Annotated in this window: 18 protein-coding genes and 2 pseudogenes; 8 read left to right on the plus strand and 12 right to left on the minus strand. The window is 43.8% G+C overall.

The window, feature by feature from the left end:
* Positions 1-116 precede the first annotated feature (116 nt).
* Positions 117-380, plus strand: a pseudogene (locus EWV66_RS01670) (zinc ribbon domain-containing protein); the annotation flags it as partial.
* A gap of 90 nt (positions 381-470) precedes the next feature.
* A complete protein-coding gene (locus tag EWV66_RS01675; RefSeq protein ID WP_081417913.1) occupies positions 471-2,324 on the plus strand; it encodes a hypothetical protein in 1,854 nt (617 codons plus the stop codon).
* A gap of 417 nt (positions 2,325-2,741) precedes the next feature.
* Here the strand turns inward: EWV66_RS01675 and EWV66_RS01680 are convergent, their stop codons facing one another.
* From EWV66_RS01680 to EWV66_RS01695, 4 genes are all read right to left on the minus strand, one after another.
* Positions 2,742-3,083: a DUF760 domain-containing protein gene (locus EWV66_RS01680; protein WP_002771313.1), complete on the minus strand. Its 342-nt coding sequence runs from the start codon at positions 3,081-3,083 to the stop codon at positions 2,742-2,744.
* 320 nt (positions 3,084-3,403) lie between these two features.
* Positions 3,404-4,567, minus strand: coding sequence for a GuaB3 family IMP dehydrogenase-related protein (locus EWV66_RS01685; RefSeq protein ID WP_072927607.1), 1,164 nt, complete (start codon positions 4,565-4,567; stop codon positions 3,404-3,406).
* An 82-nt stretch (positions 4,568-4,649) separates the two neighbouring features.
* Complete coding sequence (locus EWV66_RS01690; RefSeq protein WP_016514875.1) at positions 4,650-4,886, minus strand: hypothetical protein; 237 nt, start codon at positions 4,884-4,886, stop codon at positions 4,650-4,652.
* Between the two features lie 90 nt (positions 4,887-4,976).
* Positions 4,977-5,666 (minus strand): lecithin retinol acyltransferase family protein, encoded by a 690-nt coding sequence (locus tag EWV66_RS01695; protein WP_287107205.1) that lies wholly within the window; start codon positions 5,664-5,666, stop codon positions 4,977-4,979.
* A gap of 80 nt (positions 5,667-5,746) precedes the next feature.
* Here EWV66_RS01695 and EWV66_RS01700 point away from each other — a divergent pair, with 80 nt between their 5' ends.
* Both EWV66_RS01700 and EWV66_RS01705 read left to right on the plus strand, forming a co-directional pair.
* Entirely contained in the window at positions 5,747-5,980 is a 234-nt protein-coding gene (locus tag EWV66_RS01700) for a hypothetical protein (RefSeq protein WP_002771307.1), read from the plus strand.
* 22 nt (positions 5,981-6,002) lie between these two features.
* Positions 6,003-6,497, plus strand: a complete 495-nt coding sequence (locus tag EWV66_RS01705) for a phosphoribosyltransferase (protein ID WP_193957117.1) — start codon at positions 6,003-6,005, stop codon at positions 6,495-6,497.
* 301 nt (positions 6,498-6,798) lie between these two features.
* On the opposite strand, the gene cydB is transcribed toward EWV66_RS01705, so the two are convergent.
* On the minus strand, positions 6,799-7,812 hold the full coding sequence (gene cydB / locus EWV66_RS01710) for a cytochrome d ubiquinol oxidase subunit II (protein WP_002792975.1): 1,014 nt from the start codon (positions 7,810-7,812) through the stop codon (positions 6,799-6,801).
* A gap of 8 nt (positions 7,813-7,820) precedes the next feature.
* Complete coding sequence (locus EWV66_RS01715; RefSeq protein WP_287107206.1) at positions 7,821-9,248, minus strand: cytochrome ubiquinol oxidase subunit I; 1,428 nt, start codon at positions 9,246-9,248, stop codon at positions 7,821-7,823.
* 232 nt (positions 9,249-9,480) lie between these two features.
* Here EWV66_RS01715 and mnmG point away from each other — a divergent pair, with 232 nt between their 5' ends.
* Complete coding sequence (gene mnmG / locus EWV66_RS01720) at positions 9,481-11,388, plus strand: tRNA uridine-5-carboxymethylaminomethyl(34) synthesis enzyme MnmG (RefSeq protein ID WP_287107207.1); 1,908 nt, start codon at positions 9,481-9,483, stop codon at positions 11,386-11,388.
* A gap of 331 nt (positions 11,389-11,719) precedes the next feature.
* On the opposite strand, the gene EWV66_RS01725 is transcribed toward mnmG, so the two are convergent.
* From EWV66_RS01725 to EWV66_RS01740, 4 genes are all read right to left on the minus strand, one after another.
* Positions 11,720-15,016, minus strand: coding sequence for a CHAT domain-containing protein (locus EWV66_RS01725; protein WP_287107208.1), 3,297 nt, complete (start codon positions 15,014-15,016; stop codon positions 11,720-11,722).
* Positions 15,017-15,141: 125 nt separating this feature from the next.
* Positions 15,142-15,372, minus strand: coding sequence for a type II toxin-antitoxin system death-on-curing family toxin (locus EWV66_RS01730; RefSeq protein WP_072924164.1), 231 nt, complete (start codon positions 15,370-15,372; stop codon positions 15,142-15,144).
* Between the two features lie 4 nt (positions 15,373-15,376).
* Positions 15,377-15,601 (minus strand): AbrB/MazE/SpoVT family DNA-binding domain-containing protein, encoded by a 225-nt coding sequence (locus EWV66_RS01735; protein WP_012267820.1) that lies wholly within the window; start codon positions 15,599-15,601, stop codon positions 15,377-15,379.
* 66 nt (positions 15,602-15,667) lie between these two features.
* Positions 15,668-15,919: a DUF2283 domain-containing protein gene (locus EWV66_RS01740; RefSeq protein WP_287107209.1), complete on the minus strand. Its 252-nt coding sequence runs from the start codon at positions 15,917-15,919 to the stop codon at positions 15,668-15,670.
* Between the two features lie 293 nt (positions 15,920-16,212).
* On the opposite strand from EWV66_RS01740, the gene EWV66_RS01745 reads away from it, so the two are divergent.
* Positions 16,213-16,578, plus strand: a complete 366-nt coding sequence (locus EWV66_RS01745) for a hypothetical protein (RefSeq protein WP_287107210.1) — start codon at positions 16,213-16,215, stop codon at positions 16,576-16,578.
* 25 nt (positions 16,579-16,603) lie between these two features.
* Here the strand turns inward: EWV66_RS01745 and EWV66_RS23945 are convergent.
* A pseudogene (locus tag EWV66_RS23945) lies at positions 16,604-17,143 on the minus strand (hypothetical protein).
* Positions 17,144-17,316: 173 nt separating this feature from the next.
* On the opposite strand from EWV66_RS23945, the gene EWV66_RS01755 reads away from it, so the two are divergent.
* Positions 17,317-17,580 (plus strand): hypothetical protein, encoded by a 264-nt coding sequence (locus EWV66_RS01755; RefSeq protein WP_002771281.1) that lies wholly within the window; start codon positions 17,317-17,319, stop codon positions 17,578-17,580.
* A gap of 409 nt (positions 17,581-17,989) precedes the next feature.
* Here EWV66_RS01755 and EWV66_RS01760 read toward each other — a convergent pair whose 3' ends face one another.
* Positions 17,990-18,382, minus strand: coding sequence for a hypothetical protein (locus tag EWV66_RS01760; RefSeq protein ID WP_002748454.1), 393 nt, complete (start codon positions 18,380-18,382; stop codon positions 17,990-17,992).
* Between the two features lie 11 nt (positions 18,383-18,393).
* Here EWV66_RS01760 and EWV66_RS01765 point away from each other — a divergent pair, with 11 nt between their 5' ends.
* Positions 18,394-19,296, plus strand: coding sequence for a hypothetical protein (locus EWV66_RS01765; protein WP_287107212.1), 903 nt, complete (start codon positions 18,394-18,396; stop codon positions 19,294-19,296).
* The last annotated feature ends 192 nt before the right edge of the window (positions 19,297-19,488 follow it).

Genomic DNA, 19,488 nt, shown 5'->3' on the forward strand with positions numbered 1-19,488 from the left:
TAAGATGTTGGGGGCTTCGTTTTTGGGTCTGATTTGTTTTTGTTAATGATCAGACAGTACCTGATGAGCCTTTCTTTGTCAACTCTTGAGGTTGATGCGTTTCATTTTTGAATTGGCGATATTATCTTAAGGTTGATAAAAACGGAACTTCGCAAGAGTGTCCTAATTGTGGCGCGTTCACTGGTAAAAAGTCGTTATCGGAAAGAGTTCACCGATGCGATTCTTGTGGTCACATCGAACCGAGAGATACGGCATCGGCGAAGGTAATCGAGAACCGAGGAAAAAACGCGGTCGGACTGACCCTGTTAGAAAACGCTTGCGGAGGCGATCTAACGGGGATCGTTCAGTTAAACCTGTTTGATCTAGTCAAGAGCAGATGAACCAAGAATCCCCCGCTACACCGTGCGAGCGGTTAGCGGGGGAGAGTCAAAAAGTAGGTTTATTGAAGAAGTGGAGGGAATCATCATCCTATGGCGATAATGACAAAATCATTTAGACAAAGACTGGCAGAGATTTTCGGGTTTGACCTGCGATCGCTGGCTTTATTTCGCATTGCCTTGGCGTTAGTGGTTTTAGTGGATTTATCAGTTCGTTTTAGCCAAGTAACTGCCCATTACAGCGAATTAGGGGTTTTACCCCTAGGAAGCTTATCGAAAGTTTCTGCTAGTCCTTTTTACTGGTCGATTTTTGCTCTCAGTGACTCGGTACTGGTGCAGAGTATCCTGTTTATTGTCGCTATAGCGATCGCATTATTGCTTTTAATTGGCTATCATACCCGTTTAGCCACGATCGCCACTTGGGCGCTAATCGTCTCTTTACATCATCGCAACCCCCTGTTACTATTTGCCGCCGATGACGTAATCCGGGCAGTATTATTCTGGGCGATGTTTTTACCCCTCGGTGCCTGTTATTCCGTGGAAAGTGCCTTAAACACCAATCCCAACCCCCTACCCAAGCGCGTAGTTTCGGCTGCCACGGTGGCTTTTATGATACAGGTGTGTTATATCTATATGTGGTCAGTGGTTTTTAAACTCAAAAGTGAGACTTGGTGGCCCGACGGTACAGCCGTTTATTACTCTCTTAGTTACGATCAATACGCTACCGCTTTCGGGAGTTTTTTACTGACTTTACCGCAGCAATTCCTCAAATTCCTGACAATTTCAGCCCTAGGCTTTGAATGGTTCGGTCCGCTATTGATGTTTGTTCCCTTTCGCAATAGTTTATTTAAAATAATCGCCGTAGTTTCCTTTATTTTCTTGCATACGGTTTTTGCACTGATTCTACATTTAGGGGTTTTCCCTTTCTTGAGTGTTACCCATTGGTTGCCCATCATACCTAGTCTTGTCTGGGATTGGGGACAAAAACGGATAATAAACCCAGAAAGAGAAGGTTTAAGGATTAATTATGATCGAGATTGTGGATTTTGCAAGAAAGTTGTTCATCTTCTCCGCACGTTTCTCATTTTACCCGGCACTCCCCTGTTAGTCGCTCAGGATAACCCCTCAATATACGAGGATATGGTGGCCCAAAATTCTTGGGTGGTGGAAGATTGGCAGGGAAAACGTCAGTTTAAATGGTCAGCATTGGTTTATATTGTCAGTCTTTCGCCAATTTTCTGGTTTTTAGCACCAATTTTGCGTTTACCGCCCCTTATGTCCCTGGGAACGAGAATTTATGAGTGGATTGCCTCCCATCGTCGTTTTATGGGCAATTTCACCAAACCTCTCAAGTTTCGTCCCCTGACGATTAAATCCTCTTTACCTTTAAATATTTTGGTAATTTTCTTCTTCTTGTTGACCAGTATCTGGAATTTACGCAGTTTTGTCCGGCAATCGGCCATTAGAGGCGATTTAAATACACCTTTAATTCAGTCCCTCGATCGCTTGCTCACCCGTCGTACTTTTAATACAATTGATATTCTGGCAAGAATAACTCGTTTAGACCAGTATTGGACTATTTTCTCCCCTAGTCCGCCTCGGGATGATGCTTGGTTTGTGGCAGTCAGTCAATTAGCCGATGGTTCCACGGTAGATATATTTAGAGAAGGACAGCCAGTAATTTGGGATAAACCCACCGAAAGCGATCGCAATCGTTTGTATAAAACCATGCAGTGGCGAGTATATTTTATTAATCTTAATCGAGCTATCGGTCGGTCAGTTTATGGAGAGTTTGGTCAGTATCTCTGTCAAAACTGGAATCAGCAGCACGGTAGGGATCAACAGATTAAATCCCTGCAACTTTATATCATGCGGGAAAGGACTGTCCCCCCCGGAGAAAAACAGGGAATCGAAAAAGAACTACTCTGGCAGCAAAACTGTCTTTAATCAGTTATCAGTTATCAGTCATCAGTCATCAGTCATCAGTTATCAGTCATCAGTTATCAGTTATCAGTTATCAGTTATCAGTTATCAGTTATCAGTTATCAGTTATCAGTTATCAGTTATCAGTTATCAGTTATCAGTTATCAGTTATCAGTTATCAGTCAGATAAAAGTTATATGGCTCTTCGTTACTTATTATGGTTCGATAGGGGGGCATAAATCGACTAAATCCTTATCTGGCAAGAGACTTAATTGATTAGTTCGCTCTAGAGCAAAAACAATTGACAAAAATCGCTAAATGCCTTTCTCTATAATTATATGGCTAACTAATGCAATAAAAGACAACTAAAAATGGACAACTGATAGCTGATTGCCGATTGCTTATTTTTCCCTTTCCAACTAACCTAACTACCGCTAAACCTTAAACATCGCTAGAACCGCTCTGGAGAGTAGCGAGGGATTTTTCAAAATTCATTCTCTGTTCAGCATTGCGGAGAAAGTAACCACTCATCATTGCTGAGGCCAATAACCGGCCCAGATGTTCGCGACTGGTACTGATAGTGACCCCGAAATGTTCCGAAGGAAGGTTGCCCAAAAGTCCGATAATGTTGCGTTCCATCACTTGGAAAACCTCTTGGGACTCCGGTTTCGAGAGTTGGGCGATTGTTTCTGGACTTAAGGTCTGGACATACTGCCACAAACTCTCGGAAAATTCACTATCGGTACCGAATAAATTGTGAGGGCGATCGTTTTCTCTATACACCTTTGATCTCCTTAACTCAATTTTTTTAAATTATCCTTTTGGTTCTTCCAATTGGGAGCATTTCACCTTTGTAACCCCTAAATCAGGTTTTATGTCAAGCTATTTTGAAAGCCTTGCTAGAAACCAGTTTTAGGGACAAGTATAATTACTCGCTTGCATAAATGAGACGCTCCCTTCCAATTTAACAGTTTTTTGAGATAGTGGGGGTCGGTAGAACCGAACCTGAAGGTGATGGTAATCCCAGGCAGAAAATCCATCTCTGGCAAAAATCAAAAACTGCTCCGAGAAGCAGATAACCGATCACTGTTCACCGATAACTTTTATTTACCCATACCTAAATGCTGGGCCTTTTGATAGACTTTACCCTCCGTCAGCAGCGAGGGGGCAATCACCACTTCCACCTGTTGCATTTCCTTTAAGTTCTTAGCACCCAAAGTTCCCATACTGGTTTTCAGCGCCCCCAAGAGGTTATGAGTACCATCATCTAATTTTGCCGGTCCAACGAGGATTTCGGCAATAGTTCCCGTACTGCCCACACTAATCCGGGTTCCCCGGGGTAGAACTGGACTAGGTGTGGCCATACCCCAGTGAAAACCGCGGCCCGGTGCCTCCAAGGAGCGGGCAATGGGAGAACCAATCATCACCGCATCAGCGCCACAGGCAATACATTTGCAGATATCACCGCCGGTAATAATGCCGCCATCGGCAATAACGGGGACGTATTGACCGGTTTCTTGGAAAAAATCGTCCCTAGCGGCGGCACAATCGGCCACAGCAGTGGCCTGGGGAACTCCCACCCCTAAAACGCCGCGAGAAGTACAGGCAGCCCCCGGACCGATACCGACTAAAACCCCGGCTGCCCCGGTTTTCATCAGGTTAAGGGCGACTTCATAGGTGACGCAATTGCCCAAAACCACGGGAAGGGGCATTTCTTGGCACAGTTGCACTAAATCGAGGGGGGTGATAGCTTCCGGGGATAAATGGGCAGTGGAAACAACCGTTGCTTGGACAAAGAGAATATCGGCTGCTGCTTGGGCAACGATCGCACCGTATTTGACGGCACCAGCAGGGGTGAGGCTAACTGCCGCAATACCGCCTTTTTCTTGAATTTCTTGGATACGAAGCTCGATTAGTTGCGGTTTAATCGGTTCTGCGTAGAGTTCCTGCATTAAACCGACGAATTCTGCTTTGCCGACCGCCGCAATGCGATCGAGAATCGGGTTAGGATCCTCGTAACGAGTTTGAATACCTTCGAGGTTTAGTACCCCTAGCGCCCCCAACTCGGAGAGAAGGACGGCCATTTTAGTATCCACCACCCCATCCATAGCGCTGGCGATAATCGGGATTTCCCGCTCGATATTGCCGAGAGACCAACGGGTATCGGCTAAACTAGGATCGAGGGTTCGCACTCCGGGTACAAGTGCGATTTCATCGATACCGTAAGCTCTACGGGCTGTTTTGCCCCGACCAATAATTGTATCCACTTTTCTATACTATTTCAGACCTATTTAGCCTAGACTAGCAAATTTCGCACCATCTCGAAAAGCTTTTCGGTATTATGGCAGACTAGGCATCAGGAAAATAATCGCCACAGTCGATCGCTTGTTCGGTGTTGGCGCTCCTGGGTTGTACACTACATTTGAGGCGATAATCGTTGGTAAAGTAGCGGCAGTGGGAGCAAGGGATGGAGTGCATCCGTCGGGCAACTTGCCAACTATCGCGCACGGCACTGGTTAAAGACCAGCAAACTAAAGCGATAATGGCAGCGGCGATTGAAAAACGTAAAATAATCCAGATTTCCATGGCGAGCGACTAAAATTACCTGATGTGGAGGGGAATCAACCGAGGCAATTGGCAGAGGTTTAGATACTGAACAGTTTACTGACATCCAGACTAACCGTTAGCAATCACCAGACTTTTAAGAACATTTTCGGTCATGGCCGCTATTTGATCCAATTGTTCCTGATGGCGTTTTGCCTGTTTTTTGGCTTCTACCTTGCGTTTCAGGGCTTCCCGGGCTAAATCATCGCGATTTTTGCTTAAAGCTTCGATCGCTACTCGATTCCATGTTTCTGCTTCTTGAATGGCTTTTTTGTACTGGGGTTGAATTTCATCCCAACTGACCTTAAGATTGCTTAAAGCCCCTGTTAACAGGGTTTGGGCATTGTTGGGGTCGGCTCCGATGAGGGATTTTTTCAGAGGTTCGTAGAGTCCCACCGCTTGTAAATGGGTAATAATCGGGATAAATTCTTCTATCTGTTGACTTTTGCTAATACCGGTCTTACACCAAGTGGCAAAATGTTCGCAGTTGTTAAAAAGAAGATTATATTTCTGCTCCCCCAGACGACTTAGCGCCCTTTCTACCACCACATCGGGGATAAAGGAAAATCCCACCTCTACATAGCGCACCACATAGATTTTACCGCCCCTAGCAAAAGTTTCTAGGGAAGTTCGTTCGACAATCTCGCTCGGTTTTCGGTAATGAATGACGCTACCATCACCGCAATCGATGCCATGATGAGCATAAACACCCTGAAGATTGAGCAATTCCCGATAAGCGTATATTTGATCCCCTTTAGCCATATTTTTTTAGTGATAAAGTAAACAAGGAGATTGTCTATTGACCCAGTTTTTCTAGTTATTACTCTTATATTTTAGAGATTATGGATGCTTTTAGTCCCTTTCCCCCTGACTGGACAGAGAATGCTGTTCACGCCTACAATTTTTGTTGTCCTTACTGTGGGGCAAAAGCTAAAGAAGCTCAGGCCGTTTGGATCAATCGCCGCGCTCCCGTTTTAGGAGAAGATTCTCGACGTAAATGGCAGGAATTCTATCATTGTCAATGCGATCGAGTTTGGTGGGCCTGGAGTAGTGATCGACCTGCCGAAAATAAGTAATTATCAATCGAGAATCGAAAATATGGCCGATGTCTATGTTTCTTGGGATGAATACCATCGTCTGATCGAAAAATTAGCAATAAAAATCGATCGTTCTGGTTGGCAATTTGCTCAGATTGTCTGTTTAGCTAAGGGAGGATTGCGCGTCGGTGACATTCTCTGTCGTCTTTTTCGTCAACCCCTAGCCATTCTCTATGCTGCTTCCTACGGGGGGCAAAATCATCAAATTCGGGGAGAATTAACTATTTCCTCGAATTTAGCCATGATCGAAGCCCAATTAAAGAGTCCCTTATTATTAGTGGATGATTTAGTCGATTCGGGAATCACTCTCCAAAAAACCTCGATTTTGTTACAGGAAAAATACGGGATTACCAATATCAAAACTGCGGTGATCTGGTACAAAGCAGCATCAAGAATCAAACCTGACTATTATGTGGAATATTACCCCGATAATCCCTGGATTCATCAACCCTTCGAGCGTTACGAATTAATTACACCCAAAGATCTCCTAGAGTAAATACAGTTTAGCATCAGCTTAGAGAGTCTCCCTTTAAAAATACCACAAAAGAAGATTCATGTCTGAAATCTGTCATTTGCATAAATACCGACAATCAGCAATTATTATTGACTCTTAAATCATTACAAATGTATCAACAACTGCCTGTAAGCATCCCACTGAAGAAATAATGCGCGGGGGGTTCTACCCCCCAAAAGCTTGGATTGAATGATAAAATCGAAAGTAAAGCCCGATTTTAGCCGAGAGTTTCCCTTTAAAAATACCACCAAAGAAGATTCATGTCTGAAATCGGCAACCTCATCTATTCTCCGTAGGATTCAGCAGTAATTTTACCCCGAAAAACGATGTAATTATAAACTGTATAGGCTAGTAAAATTGGGATTAAAAAACCCACAAAAGTCAGCATAAACACCAAAGAACTAGGGGCGGCTGCCGCTTGATAAATTGTCACGGACGGGGGAATAATATCGGGAAAAATCAACAATCCCAAACCGATAAAAGAGAGCATAAACAGCAATACTGTCCACACCATCGGGGTGTTTTCTTCCTTTAGTTGCAAACTCCGCAGTAATAAACCCAGTAAGACCACAGCTAAAATCGGGATGAGGATAAAGATGTAAATTAGTCGAGGGTCAAATAAACGCTGACGGATATGGTCAGAAAGCAGCGGCGTACTGATGGTGATAAAGATAGCACCGATAAAAGTGGTAATAGCGGCAATTTTTGCCGTTTTATAGTGAACTTCCTGTAAATTACCCGTAGTTTTCAGAATTAGGTAAGTGGAACCCACTAAAACATAAGCTTGGATTAAAGTTAGAGACACTAGAATCGATCGCCATGTTAACCAATCAAAGGGGCCGCCGGCAAAATGACCCAATTCATCCACTTTAATGCCCTCAAAAACCGCACCGAGGGCGAATCCTTGCCCCAAAGCGGCCAAAAAACTGCCGAGTCCGAAGGCATAATTCCAGAACAACTTGCGACGAGAATGTTCACGAAACTCGAAGGAAACAGCCCGAAATAACAGCCCCACCACCATAATCACTGCTGGCAAGTATAAAGCGTTTAAAATTGTCCCGTAAGCTAGGGGAAACGCCCCAAACAGGGAACCCCCCATCAAAACAATCCAAGTTTCGTTAGCATCCCAAACATTGCCCAAACTGGTCATTAAAATACTGCGACGCTTCTCGGAGGAGGAAGTCAGGGAAAGAATTCCCACCCCCAAGTCAAAACCATCGAGGAGGACGTAGAGAAACAGGAATAAACCCAGAATAAAAAACCAAATTTGCGGCAAAAAATACTGTAACGGTTCCATAGTTCCTCCTATTGTTGCGCTTCTAGGGAACGGGGATTCGCTTCCTGTGAGGTCACTTTTTCCTCTTGAGTCCCCGGCAGTGGTAAGTTAAGATTGGGTCCCTGACGGATAATAAGACTGCCGAAATAGAGAGCAGAAACCAAGAAAACAACATAAATCGCCGTAATTCCGATTAAAGAGGTTAAAATCTCGCCTGCGGGCAGTTTAGAAGCAGCATCCACCGTCCGGATTTGATTGTAAACCGTCCAGGGTTGACGACCGACACAACGGACAATCCAACCAGTTTCAACCGCAAGATAACCCAGAGGGGCCGCAAAAACCCAAGCGCGTAGTAACCATTTTTGACTGTCGATTTTTTCGTTAGATAATTGACCGCGCAGCCATTGCCCGACAGTTACAGCCATTAAAGACGCAAGAAAAAGACCGATAGCGACCATAATCCGGAAGGAATAATAGATTAGCCCCACCATGTGCGGTCTGTCTTCGTATTTCCACGTTTTTAAGCCGAGAACAGGTTCCGATAACTTGGGTTTTAATTCCAAAAGATAACCCAAAGCATTAGGTATCTTCACTTCCCAGCTATTTGTCTCCGCTTTATCCTTGGGTAAAGCAACCAAACTCCAACCGGCAGTTTCTCCCGCAGGAATGGTTTCCCATTGCGCTTCCATGGCGGCTAATTTAGCCGGTTGATAGTGATACACTTGTTCGGCACTAAGATGACCGACAAAAATTTGCAAGGGGGCGATAACAATCGCTAGAGTAAGAATAATTTTGAGAGAACGACTAAAAAAGCTAATGTGACGTTTATTGAGCAAATACCAAGCACTAATCCCACCAATGACGAATAAAGAAGTTTCCAGAGTAGCGAAAAACATATGCAGGAAACTATTAACCATGAAGGGATTGAGAATCGCTTGTAGGTAGTCCTGAACGATAAATTTACCATCCACGAAGATGCCACCGGCGGGGGTTTGCAGCCAAGAATTAGCGGTTAAAATCCAGAAAGTGGAAAGATTAGCCCCAAAAGCGACGAGAATTGTCGCTAGGAAGTGAATTAACGGGGGAACTCGTCCCCAACCAAACAGCATAATTCCTAGAAAACTAGCCTCTAGCATAAAGGCCATGGTTCCCTCGAAACCGAGGATAGTTCCGAAAAAGTCCCCCACCGCTTCCGAAAAAGGCGCCCAATTCATACCAAACTGAAAAGCCATGGGTAAACCAGAAGCAACTCCAATGCCGAAATTGAGAATGTAGAGTTTTGACCAGAAGCGAGCGTGATGATAGTAGTCAGGATTGCGGGTTTTTAGCCATAATCCTTCGACAATAACTAGATAGATGCCCATACCAGTGGTTAACACCGGCCAAAGCATATGGAAAATAGCGGTGATGGCGAATTGTATCCGCGACAAAGCGACGGGATTGGCAAGTAAATCCATGATTATAATCTTTAAACGATCGTGAAGATATGATAAGCACCTATAATACTTAGCCAGTAATGCCCTGAAAAGGCAAGGGTAAATAGGGATTATACAGATTGTTTTTAGATTTATGCGATCGCTTTGGTGTTAGTCAATGACTTAGTTAGTATTCTTGTATTATATTGGGAGGAAAACTCAGAAAAATTGCTAGAATATTAGCCTGATTAATTAATTTTCCCCTCGATCGAGTATGACTTTCTCCTCAGCCGCAGACTTTCAAGATGAATTTGATGTCATCGTCGTCGGGGCGGGCCATTCCGGCTGTGAAGCGGCCCTAGCTTGCGCCCGTCTCGGTTGTCGTACCCTTCTCCTCACTCTTAATCTCGATAAAATCGCTTGGCAACCCTGTAACCCCGCCGTCGGTGGTCCGGCTAAATCCCAATTAACCCACGAAGTGGACGCTTTAGGCGGCGAAATTGGCAAAATGGCCGACCGCACCTATCTGCAAAAACGGGTTCTTAATGCCTCTCGCGGACCGGCAGTCTGGGCCCTACGGGCCCAAACCGATAAACGGGAATACGCGGCGGTGATGAAAGGTATCGTCGAAACCCAGGCAAATCTGGTTATTCGGGAAGGCATGGCCACAGACCTGATTTTAGGGGCAAATGAGCAAGTTTTAGGGGTAGAAACCTATTTCGGCACTTGTTTCGCCGCTAAAGCCGTCATTTTAACCACTGGCACTTTTTTAGGCGGCAAAATCTGGATCGGCGGCAAGTCTATGGCCGCCGGACGCGCGGGCGAATTTGCGGCGGTGGGTTTAACAGAAACCCTAAATCGTCTCGGATTCGAGACCGGTCGCCTAAAAACTGGCACTCCTGCCCGTGTGGATAAGCGTTCGGTGGATTACTCGCGCATGGAACCGCAACCGCCCGATGACGAGGTGCGTTGGTTTAGTTTTGATCCGGAGGTGTGGATCGAACGGGAACAAATGAACTGTCATCTCACCCGCACCACGGCGGCAACTCATCAATTAATCAGAGATAATTTACATTTATCCCCCATTTATGGCGGTTTTATTGACTCCAAAGGACCGCGTTATTGTCCTAGTATTGAGGATAAAATCGTCCGTTTTGCCGATAAAGAAAGTCATCAAATTTTTATTGAACCGGAAGGGCGCGATATTCCTGAACTTTATATCCAAGGCTTTTCAACGGGACTGCCGGAAAATGTTCAATTAGCAATGCTGCGGACTTTACCCGGTTTAGAAAACTGTGTGATGTTGCGGGCTGCCTATGCAGTGGAATACGATTATTTACCAGCAACTCAGTGTTATCCAACCCTGATGACGAAGAAGATTGAGGGGTTATTTTGTGCGGGACAAATTAACGGCACAACTGGTTATGAAGAAGCGGCAGCCCAGGGACTGGTGGCGGGGATTAATGCGGCGCGGTTTGCTTTAGGAAAAGAGTTAATTGTTTTTCCCCGGGAGGAAAGTTATCTAGGAACTTTGGTCGATGATTTGTGTACTAAGGATCTGCGGGAACCCTATCGAATGTTAACCAGTCGTTCCGAATATCGCTTAGTATTGCGATCGGATAATGCCGATCAAAGATTAACACCTTTAGGGCGAGAAATTGGTTTAATTGATAACCGGCGTTGGCAATTATTCCAGAGCAAACAAGCTAATATTATCGCTGAAAAAGAACGCCTACACGAAACCAGAATTAAAGAACGGGATCAGGTGGCAATTGCCATCGTTAAGGATACAGAACAAAAAATCAAAGGTTCTCTCTCTTTAGCGGATTTACTGCGTCGTCCTAGCTTGCATTATCTCGATCTTGATCGTTATGGTTTAGGTAATCCCGATATAAATTTAGCCGAAAGAGAAGGGGTAGAAATTGAAATTAAATATTCCGGTTATCTGAAACGACAACAAAATCAAATTGACCAAATTAGTCGCCACAGTAACCGTCATTTATCCCCCGATATTGACTACATGAAAATTGAAACTTTGTCAATGGAATCCAGGGAAAAATTAACAAAAATTAAACCCGCCACCATCGGCCAAGCCTCGCGAATTGGCGGAGTCAATCCCGCCGATATTAACGCTTTATTAGTGTATTTAGAAATGCGGCAGATGTCGGCAGTTAAAAGTTAGGAAATAATCCTAATTATCAGCGATCGAGAGTTATCATCGGCTGCTTAATTAAGTAGCTGGTTATAATTAAATTAAAAATGGATTTTAGGTTCGATCCCCCCTTAGTCCCCCCTTGATAAGGGGGGTGTCGATCCCCCCTCCCCCCCTTGATAAGGGGGGTGTCGATCCCCCCTTAGTTTCCCCTTGATAAGGGGGGTGCCGATCCCCCCTTAATCCCCCCTTGATAAGGGGGGTGTCGATCCCCCCTTAGTCCCCCCTTGATAAGGGGGGTGTCGATCCCCCCTTAGTCCCCCCTTGATAAGGGGGGTGTCTGATAATTTTTAACGCCTACCTAATTGGCATCCCCAATCAAAATAAATAGCGACCAAAAATAAGGGTGGGGATACTTTTCGATCAGGCTTAATTTTGCCTCTCTCATCGATGCGCTTTTGCTCATTCCTTTCTGGAGATTTTGATAGAATTCAGCCATCATAATCGAATTAATTGCCTCATAGGATTTGTCTTCAAATTTTGTGCCATCAGGCGCGTTCCAAAGACTGGCTATTACTGATTTAGCGCCGGCTCTTTCTAGGACGTAAGCAAGTCCCGATATTTCCTGTCCGTCTGCGTTGGCTTCCTTGGCGGTTTGACAGGCACTCAGGGTGATTAATTCGGTATTTTTTAAGCCTAATAATGCGGCATCAGCGATGTTATATTGCTCTTTATTGGCGAAAAGAATAGTATTAGCTTGCATATCCAAATTAGGACAGCCAGCACGCTTAAAACAGCCGTGAGTTCCTAAGTGTAAAATCGAGAAGCGAAAGGCTTGTTTTTTGAATATATCTAGAGTTGCGTTTGTACCGAGATATTTTTCACTTCCCGGAAAGATTTTGCTGATAGTTTCTGCTTCTATTTCTGTGCCTTTAAGTTCTTCTTGGGTGGGTTTAGGGTTAGCAAATGCTAGGCCTTGTAAGGGTTTTCTTTCGGTCGCGGGAGGGGTAGATGTGGAGATGCGAGTTAAATAATAAATTGGATATTTTTCTAGGAGAACTTGGTCATTTTTCTTATCGTAGAGAGTTTCAAAGGGAATATAGCGCAGTTGTCCGGTAGCGATAATAGCGATATTTTTCGGGGAACTGGTGGCGATTTGGGACTCAATGGGACGGATTAAAATCTCGTATAATTTACTACCGGTAACGAGGTAGTCGGCATTTTTATAGTCGGCTAATTGGGTACGGTATTGACTGACAAGTTGATTAAAATCATCGCGTTTTGCATCACTTTGAATAACGATTAATTTTTCTCTAGTAACGAGAAATAGAGCGACTTTATCGCGGAGGGTAACGGGTTGAATAACGAGGGTATCAGGAGCGATATTTTTCTGGAGTTGGGCGATGTCGGTGGGTTTAGTTTCAAAAAGTTCAGCAATTTCTGGATATTTCTGTCCGATAATTTCCGCATTTTTATATACTTTTTCCTCGAATTGTCGGATCTGTTGTGCTAGTTCTTCCGAGTATTTATCCTGTAGTTGTCGGCGCATTCCTTCGAGTTGTCGATTGTCGGTGTTCCAGTTATCAAGTGCTTTTTGTGCATCGGGATCAGCAACTTTCGCATTAATCAGGCGATTGTAATCGGCGAGATCGGCAGTAGTGGCGAGGTTGCTCCATTCAAATGCTTTTTCGGGTTGATTTTGCTGGATGAGGAGGTCAATGAGGTGAGGAAACGTTTCTAAGACATAAACATTACCTCCCCAATGCTTTTCACGGTATTTACGAGGTACGTCACGACGTGACTCAATAATAAGATTAGCACTTTGCTCTAAATAGCTTAAGGCTTCGCTCGGACGATTTAGCATCTTGTAAGCTATACCAATTTTGCTCAGAACCATCTCCTTATTGCCTTTATATTCTTGTCCATAAGTTTTAATAAATTCTGATAACGCCGATAGATAGTAAGTAAGTGCTTGTTCATTATTTCCTTCCTTCATATACAAATCACCAACTTCCAAATTACCTCTAACTCTTGTAACTTCGGCGAATCTAACCGGTAAAGAAAACATTTGATTATAACAATCTAGTGCCTTCTGCTTTTCATCAAACTTGACGTATACCTGACAGAGAGCCTGAAGTGAATTGCCTTTAATGAATAGAATATATTCGGATTTTGTGAATTCCGACAGAGTTTTATCCATAGCCAATTGATCAAGAATAAGAATACCCTTCTGCAAGTAACTAATCGAATTCTTTTTATCATCTAATTCAGCGTAAGTACGGCCAATCTTAACGAGATATGCTGATTCTGTTACACGATTTACTAGAGGCTGATATTGAGATTGATGTATAGTTAGTGCTTGTTGGTAAAAATTAAGACATTCTAATGTATTTCCATAAGATTCAATAGGCTTTTGGTACTGTCCAAGAGAGTAGTAAGCATTTCCTACTGAATATATACAAATATCTCCTAATGTGGAAAAGATAAATTCTTGTTTTGGTTTATCTCCTAATTTTTGATAACCAATGAGTGCTTTTTTTAGGTTTTCACTAGCCGATTTAATTCTGCTCTTTTCATTGATTGAAAGTGGCCTTATTAATTCTGCTGGTTCCGAATACCATGCTGTTAGAGCTTCATTAAATATTCGGTCAGTTTCTCTACGGAGATCGAATTGGTCGGTAAAGGTTCGAGCGATTGCTGCTGGGATAAAGGCGTATTCTCTCCCCCTATCAATTCGTTGAGATGCGGTTCCTATCGCCGTATACAGTGATTCTGATTGTCTAAAATAGTCAATAGCCTTTTGGTACTGTCCAAGAGAGTAGTAAGCATTTCCTAAATTAAATAGTATTATTGTTTTTAAATTAATGGGTCTTATGTTTATAAAGTCATCGAATAAGCCATCACCATTAGAATCGTATTTATTCAAGATTGCTAAAGACTGTTCAAGGTACTCGATCGCCTTCTGGTACTGTCCGAGGGAGTAGTAAGAAAGTCCTAAGCCACCTAAAGAATTAGCTTCCCCAGCGCGATCGCCGACATTCTTCATGATAGCTAAAGACTGTTGATAAAACTCGATCCCTTTTTGGTAGTTTCCGAGGAAGTTATAAGTGTTTCCTAACACAAATAGTATTATGCCTTCGTCTTTTCGATAACCGTTTTCTCTCGTCAAAGCTAAATACTTTCGATAAGACTCGATGTCTCGATAGCCGATTTCCTGGATAATAGCTAAAGACTGTTGCTGATAGTCAGTTGCTTTTTTATACTGTCCGAGGGATTGGTAAGCAGCTCCTAAATTGCCCAAAGAAATGGCTTCTCCTTTGCGATCACGAATCTCCCTCGCAATAGCTAAAGACTGTTGATAAAAATCGATCGCCTTTTGGTACTGTCCGAGAGACTCGAAAATGATTCCTAAGTTGCCTAAGTCAATGGATTCCCGTTCGCGACTATGGATCATTCTATTGGTAGCTAAAGACTCCTGAAGAGATTCAATCGCCTGTTGAATCCGTTGCTGCAAAAGCTGATCGGCTTCTGCTTTCCTCCCATCCGTATTTTGCGCTATTACCGCAGGGACGAGAGAGGAGAGTTTCCTGTTAACAACTGGTAGGGTGACGGTAGCCACTAGGGAAAGGGTAAGTAATGCGTAAAATTTGGGATTCATAGTTATTTCCGCTATCAGTTATTAGTTAATCTACCTCATCATGAGTTCCAATGTTAATCAAAACTATCCTATCTGTTTAAGTTTTTTCGTCTCGTTCTAAATAGAAAATGATGCGGCAATCATAACTACTTCCCATCTACAAAAGGGTGATTCTTGACAATCCCATAAGCGTAGGCTGCTGCCAAAGAAGCCATGTCAGGAGGCGACTCAGAATAAGCCAGAAGATTTTGCGGTCGGGAAAGTGCGCTTTCTAGCAACCACTCATCTCGAATACCCTCTAATCCACCATGCTCGGCTATTTGGCGGTGATGAATCGCGAGAGCTACCCCATCAGCTATCCAGATTAGCTGGTTCATGAGCCTAAGTTGCCAGCTTTCTCAAAACATTCCAGTCTTCGCGCATCACTTCCTCCGCCACTTCCATTTGCTGGACAAATTCGGGGTCGTAGGGTGTAAGCTCAAAGCCATTCGGCGTTTCCAAGACGTAGAGCATATCGCCTTTACTAAGGCGCAGCTTCTCCACCAACTCTTTCGGGAAAATCACCCCCATAGAGTTCCCTACCGTTGTGACTTTTAACTTAATCATCGTTTTTTGACTGAGTAAATATGTCAATTATAGCACCTCCCATATTTCCTGAATTTCTCACATCACTTAACAATTTAGTATTAACTTTCCGAACCATTGTCTAATCTCTTGTTTTTCACTCTCTTCCAACGGAAAATCAATATTTTTGAATTGTTCGGCCGTTCTCTGTTTGACTGCTAAAATCTCAATCCCCACAATCCTATCCGTCTCATCGTAATCATAGACAATCCCCGGCGCTACTTCCTCAGAATCAATAACCTTTCCCTCAAAACGACGAATATAAGCGGCATTAGCGGCTCGATCATAGTTTATTTTCATAGTTTCCCCTTTAATCGGCGTTCAAAATGGACAGTTATCAAAAGATTATAATTACTAAGTAGGTAGGCGTTAAAAATTATCAGAAACCCCCCTTATCAAGGGGAGCATGGGGGATCGCCACCCCCCTTATCAAGGGGAGCATGGGGGACCGGCACCCCCCTTATCAAGGGGGGCAGGGGGGATCGGCACCCCCCTTATCAAGGGGGATCCCCCCGCCTATCGGCACCCCCCTTATCAAGGGGGATCCCCCCGCCTATCGGCACCCCCCTTATCAAGGGGGGCAGGGGGGATCGATGAAAACTAGACAAGAATACCTCGACGCCCTAGTCAACTTTGACCAACCCCTATCAACTATTCTCCCTATCCTAAAAACCTTTCCTTGGGACAGTAGCGAAGCAATTATCACCCTAAAAAAAGAGCATCTGATCGATATTCTCGATCGCTATCTCAATAACGCTCTATCTGCCACCGACCTAGAAAACTGGGCCGATGCCATCGAATGCAGAGAAGATATCGCCTATAAAACAGATGAGGAAAATCTCATCAATGACATCATTTTTTACCTCGCTAACCCGACATTAAACGATCCATTATCACCAAAAACAATCGAACAATACATCAGCCAATTTTCCTATTTAAAGTCTTCCTTGATTGCCTAAAAAATAGACCTATCTTTTGTAAATTTTAATGGGGGTTTACTTGAATCTCAATTTTGTCCGAGGGGTTGAATTTAATTTCCTCAACAACGTAGGAACTGTTACGCACCACATCCTCGATCCCTCCTATTTCTAGAGAATCTAGCGAGGTTAAAGTTACTTCCGCTTTTCCTTCATTAACATCAATAATTTTGAAGTTCTGTAAAGGTTCCTGCCAGCGTTGTCTATTCTGGTTTGGATTGCTTGATCCCCCTTCCCCACGAATAACAAGCTCCCCGCTTTTGATAATTACTTTGCCTTGAAACTATATCTGTTTGATCTCTTTCATTGCGACTTCTTTTGTTTTTGATTCTCTCCCTAAAGCGATCGTTTTTGTTGGAGAATCGAACTTGATTAATCTCCCAGATAGAGAAGTGCCATTTTTTAAAGATACTTTTGTATCATCCGGCATGAATACCGGGATTTTCTTGACGGGAGATCGATCGCCGGTGGCCGGTAGATGATAGCCAGCAAGAGAGGCGATAAAAACTAGGCTAGTTGCGGTTATTATTGGGTAGAGTTTTTTCATCTTTACCTTGCCTGAATGATCGGGATTTAGTTGGTTCTGTTTTCGATCTTGGATGCGGTGGGTTAGGAGTAACAGTAACCCAGCCTAGGGTTTTTTCTAGAGGGTTTTTTCCATATTTTAGCGTCGGGATTGTCAAAGGGGAAGCGTTTTATCTTCTCTTTATGTTAAAACTTATGAAGGTACTCCTTTATGCGGTAAGCGATAGAAATATGACTCTACAAGAGCTAATGCGGTGGGCGGAAAAATTATCCGCAATCGAGAAACGGCAACTGATCGAAAAAATTACCGCAGAAATGGCATCGGAATCGGCAGAAGTTAATCAACCCCGTCCCTCTTTATGGGGTATATGCGCCGATTTAGGACAGGCTCCCTCGGCTGAAGATATCGATAAAACCCGACGAGAAGCGTGGGGAGATTTTACGGCAGAGGATCTTTAAGTGTTAAAAGCAGTTTTAAGTAGGTAGGCGTTAAAAATTATCAGACACCCCCCTTATCAAGGGGGGCAGGGGGGATCGACACCCCCCTTATCAAGGGGGGCAGGGGGGATCGGCACCCCCCTTATCAAGGGGGGCAGGGGGGGATCGAACCTAAAATCCATTTTAAATTTAATTATAACCAGCTACTTAGATACTCATGCAGTTATCTGGTATCTTTACATCGAATTATTGCGGCAACCGCCCTATATTTAAACGTTCCCTTAATTAGCCGAGATCGAAAAATTCAATTATCAACGGTTAATACGATCTGGTAGCAACGAACTAATCAAATTCCTATTCCCCGAATATAATTGGATGCGGTGGGTTAGCGATATTCGTAACCCAACCTGCGGTTTTTGTCAATATATTTTTACTTTCCGAAACCTTTGTTCGGGCGGTTTTGTTTGGCAATACGGAGGGCTTTTCCGGTTTTACCATCCTGTAGTGCGATCCGCATCGATCGCTTTTTCTGGTAGGATTGAATATCCGCCGCTAACGGATGAGAGTTATCGATGCGTAGATGGGTTAAAGAACAGACAAGACTCGTTTGTTTTCCCGATTCGTTTTTTAGGGAACAAATAATTCCCCCCTCGTCTCCCATGTAGAAAATTTTATCGATCGAAAACTGGTGATCGGGTTTGTATCGCTCGCCTTTTGTTTCAGCTAGTTTTAACGTTTCGGGAGTTGCACGCACAGGGATTGGTAAACTCGCTTCCATTTTCTCAATTAAAAAACGAACTTGTCGGGGATCGTCGATGGACATGGTTATTCTCCTTGATAAAATACAAAGAACTGGCGATAGAACCCGATCGATCGAGTAGGATAGCGATCGAAAACGCCAATCAGGGACATTTTGCCGTGAGCGCTCCGAATTCTCCCCCTCCCGGAACACAGATACTAGGAACCTTCGCCAGTCTTCTCGGTTTGCTGGGGATTTTTCTCTATTTTACGGGATGGATCTATCGGTGGGCCTATTTCGGCTGGTTTAGCCTTGAGATTAACCGTCTAGACTTGCCCTTGCGTTCCTTCCTTTTCGTGCCGATACAGGTCTTCTGTGGCGATTTCGGGGCGTTGCTGCGAACGTTTCTGGCGCTGGTTGCCGTTGCCTTTGCGATTCAATTTACTCTCTGGATTTTGTCTCCCCTGCCATCCTATGCAATTGTCAGTCAATCTAAACGGAAATTTCATCAAAAATTTCAGTTCCTAGGTTTATTAGTCCGGGGAATTCCCGAATCTCTCCGAAAAGATTTGATCGCTGTTATTTGGCTATTAATTATCCTTTTTTGGTTAGCCCGAATTCAGGGATCGATCGATGCCCGTCGCGATGCAGTTAATGATACTTCTACCTTACCGGTTATCACTTTAGTTTTACCAGAAAAACAGATAGCGATCGGTCGGAATCCGCAGGATGTTTTTACCGATCCTTCTCTTAAGGGTTATCGAATTATCGGTGAGACCAAATTACTCGAAGAGCTGCGGGGAAAAGAAACGAATGATAGTAAAGTTAATCCCCCGCGAGTCTGGCGTTTATTAATTCAAAATAATAATTGGACTTATGTTTTTCGCGGGTTATCCCCTCAGTCGGCAGACAATGAACGTCCGGCGATTCTAGCCATTCGCGAGGATAAGGAGGGACAATTGATGATTCTCGCGCCGGATGTCCCAAAATCCCGATGAGAGTCAATCGGGGAAATTATCAAAAGCGATCGTTAATAAAAAAAGTCTAAAAGTCGCACCCCACAAGGTTTTCGGCGTTGTCAGATCAGAAGAGGAAAGATGCAATGCTCCGGTGCTGATTCGGAGCATCTTTCAATTTGACAACGCCGATTGTAGGGCTAATTCATGAATTAGCCCTACGCCGATTGTAGG

The sequence above is a fragment of the Microcystis sp. M_OC_Ca_00000000_C217Col genome (assembly GCF_007095585.1).
Lineage (GTDB): Bacteria > Cyanobacteriota > Cyanobacteriia > Cyanobacteriales > Microcystaceae > Microcystis > Microcystis panniformis.

Excerpts from the sequence above, each read along its gene's own strand:
- EWV66_RS01675 (WP_081417913.1), top strand. The coding sequence starts at position 471 with ATGGCGATAATGACAAAATCATTTAGACAAAGACTGGCAGAGATTTTC.
- EWV66_RS01690 (WP_016514875.1), bottom strand. The coding sequence starts at position 4,886 with ATGGAAATCTGGATTATTTTACGTTTTTCAATCGCCGCTGCCATTATC.
- EWV66_RS01695 (WP_287107205.1), bottom strand. The coding sequence starts at position 5,666 with ATGGCTAAAGGGGATCAAATATACGCTTATCGGGAATTGCTCAATCTT.
- EWV66_RS01700 (WP_002771307.1), top strand. The coding sequence starts at position 5,747 with ATGGATGCTTTTAGTCCCTTTCCCCCTGACTGGACAGAGAATGCTGTT.
- EWV66_RS01705 (WP_193957117.1), top strand. The coding sequence starts at position 6,003 with ATGGCCGATGTCTATGTTTCTTGGGATGAATACCATCGTCTGATCGAA.
- cydB (WP_002792975.1), bottom strand. The coding sequence starts at position 7,812 with ATGGAACCGTTACAGTATTTTTTGCCGCAAATTTGGTTTTTTATTCTG.
- EWV66_RS01715 (WP_287107206.1), bottom strand. The coding sequence starts at position 9,248 with ATGGATTTACTTGCCAATCCCGTCGCTTTGTCGCGGATACAATTCGCC.
- mnmG (WP_287107207.1), top strand. The coding sequence starts at position 9,481 with ATGACTTTCTCCTCAGCCGCAGACTTTCAAGATGAATTTGATGTCATC.
- EWV66_RS01725 (WP_287107208.1), bottom strand. The coding sequence starts at position 15,016 with ATGAATCCCAAATTTTACGCATTACTTACCCTTTCCCTAGTGGCTACC.
- EWV66_RS01730 (WP_072924164.1), bottom strand. The coding sequence starts at position 15,372 with ATGAACCAGCTAATCTGGATAGCTGATGGGGTAGCTCTCGCGATTCAT.
- EWV66_RS01735 (WP_012267820.1), bottom strand. The coding sequence starts at position 15,601 with ATGATTAAGTTAAAAGTCACAACGGTAGGGAACTCTATGGGGGTGATT.
- EWV66_RS01740 (WP_287107209.1), bottom strand. The coding sequence starts at position 15,919 with ATGAAAATAAACTATGATCGAGCCGCTAATGCCGCTTATATTCGTCGT.
- EWV66_RS01745 (WP_287107210.1), top strand. The coding sequence starts at position 16,213 with ATGAAAACTAGACAAGAATACCTCGACGCCCTAGTCAACTTTGACCAA.
- EWV66_RS01755 (WP_002771281.1), top strand. The coding sequence starts at position 17,317 with ATGAAGGTACTCCTTTATGCGGTAAGCGATAGAAATATGACTCTACAA.
- EWV66_RS01760 (WP_002748454.1), bottom strand. The coding sequence starts at position 18,382 with ATGTCCATCGACGATCCCCGACAAGTTCGTTTTTTAATTGAGAAAATG.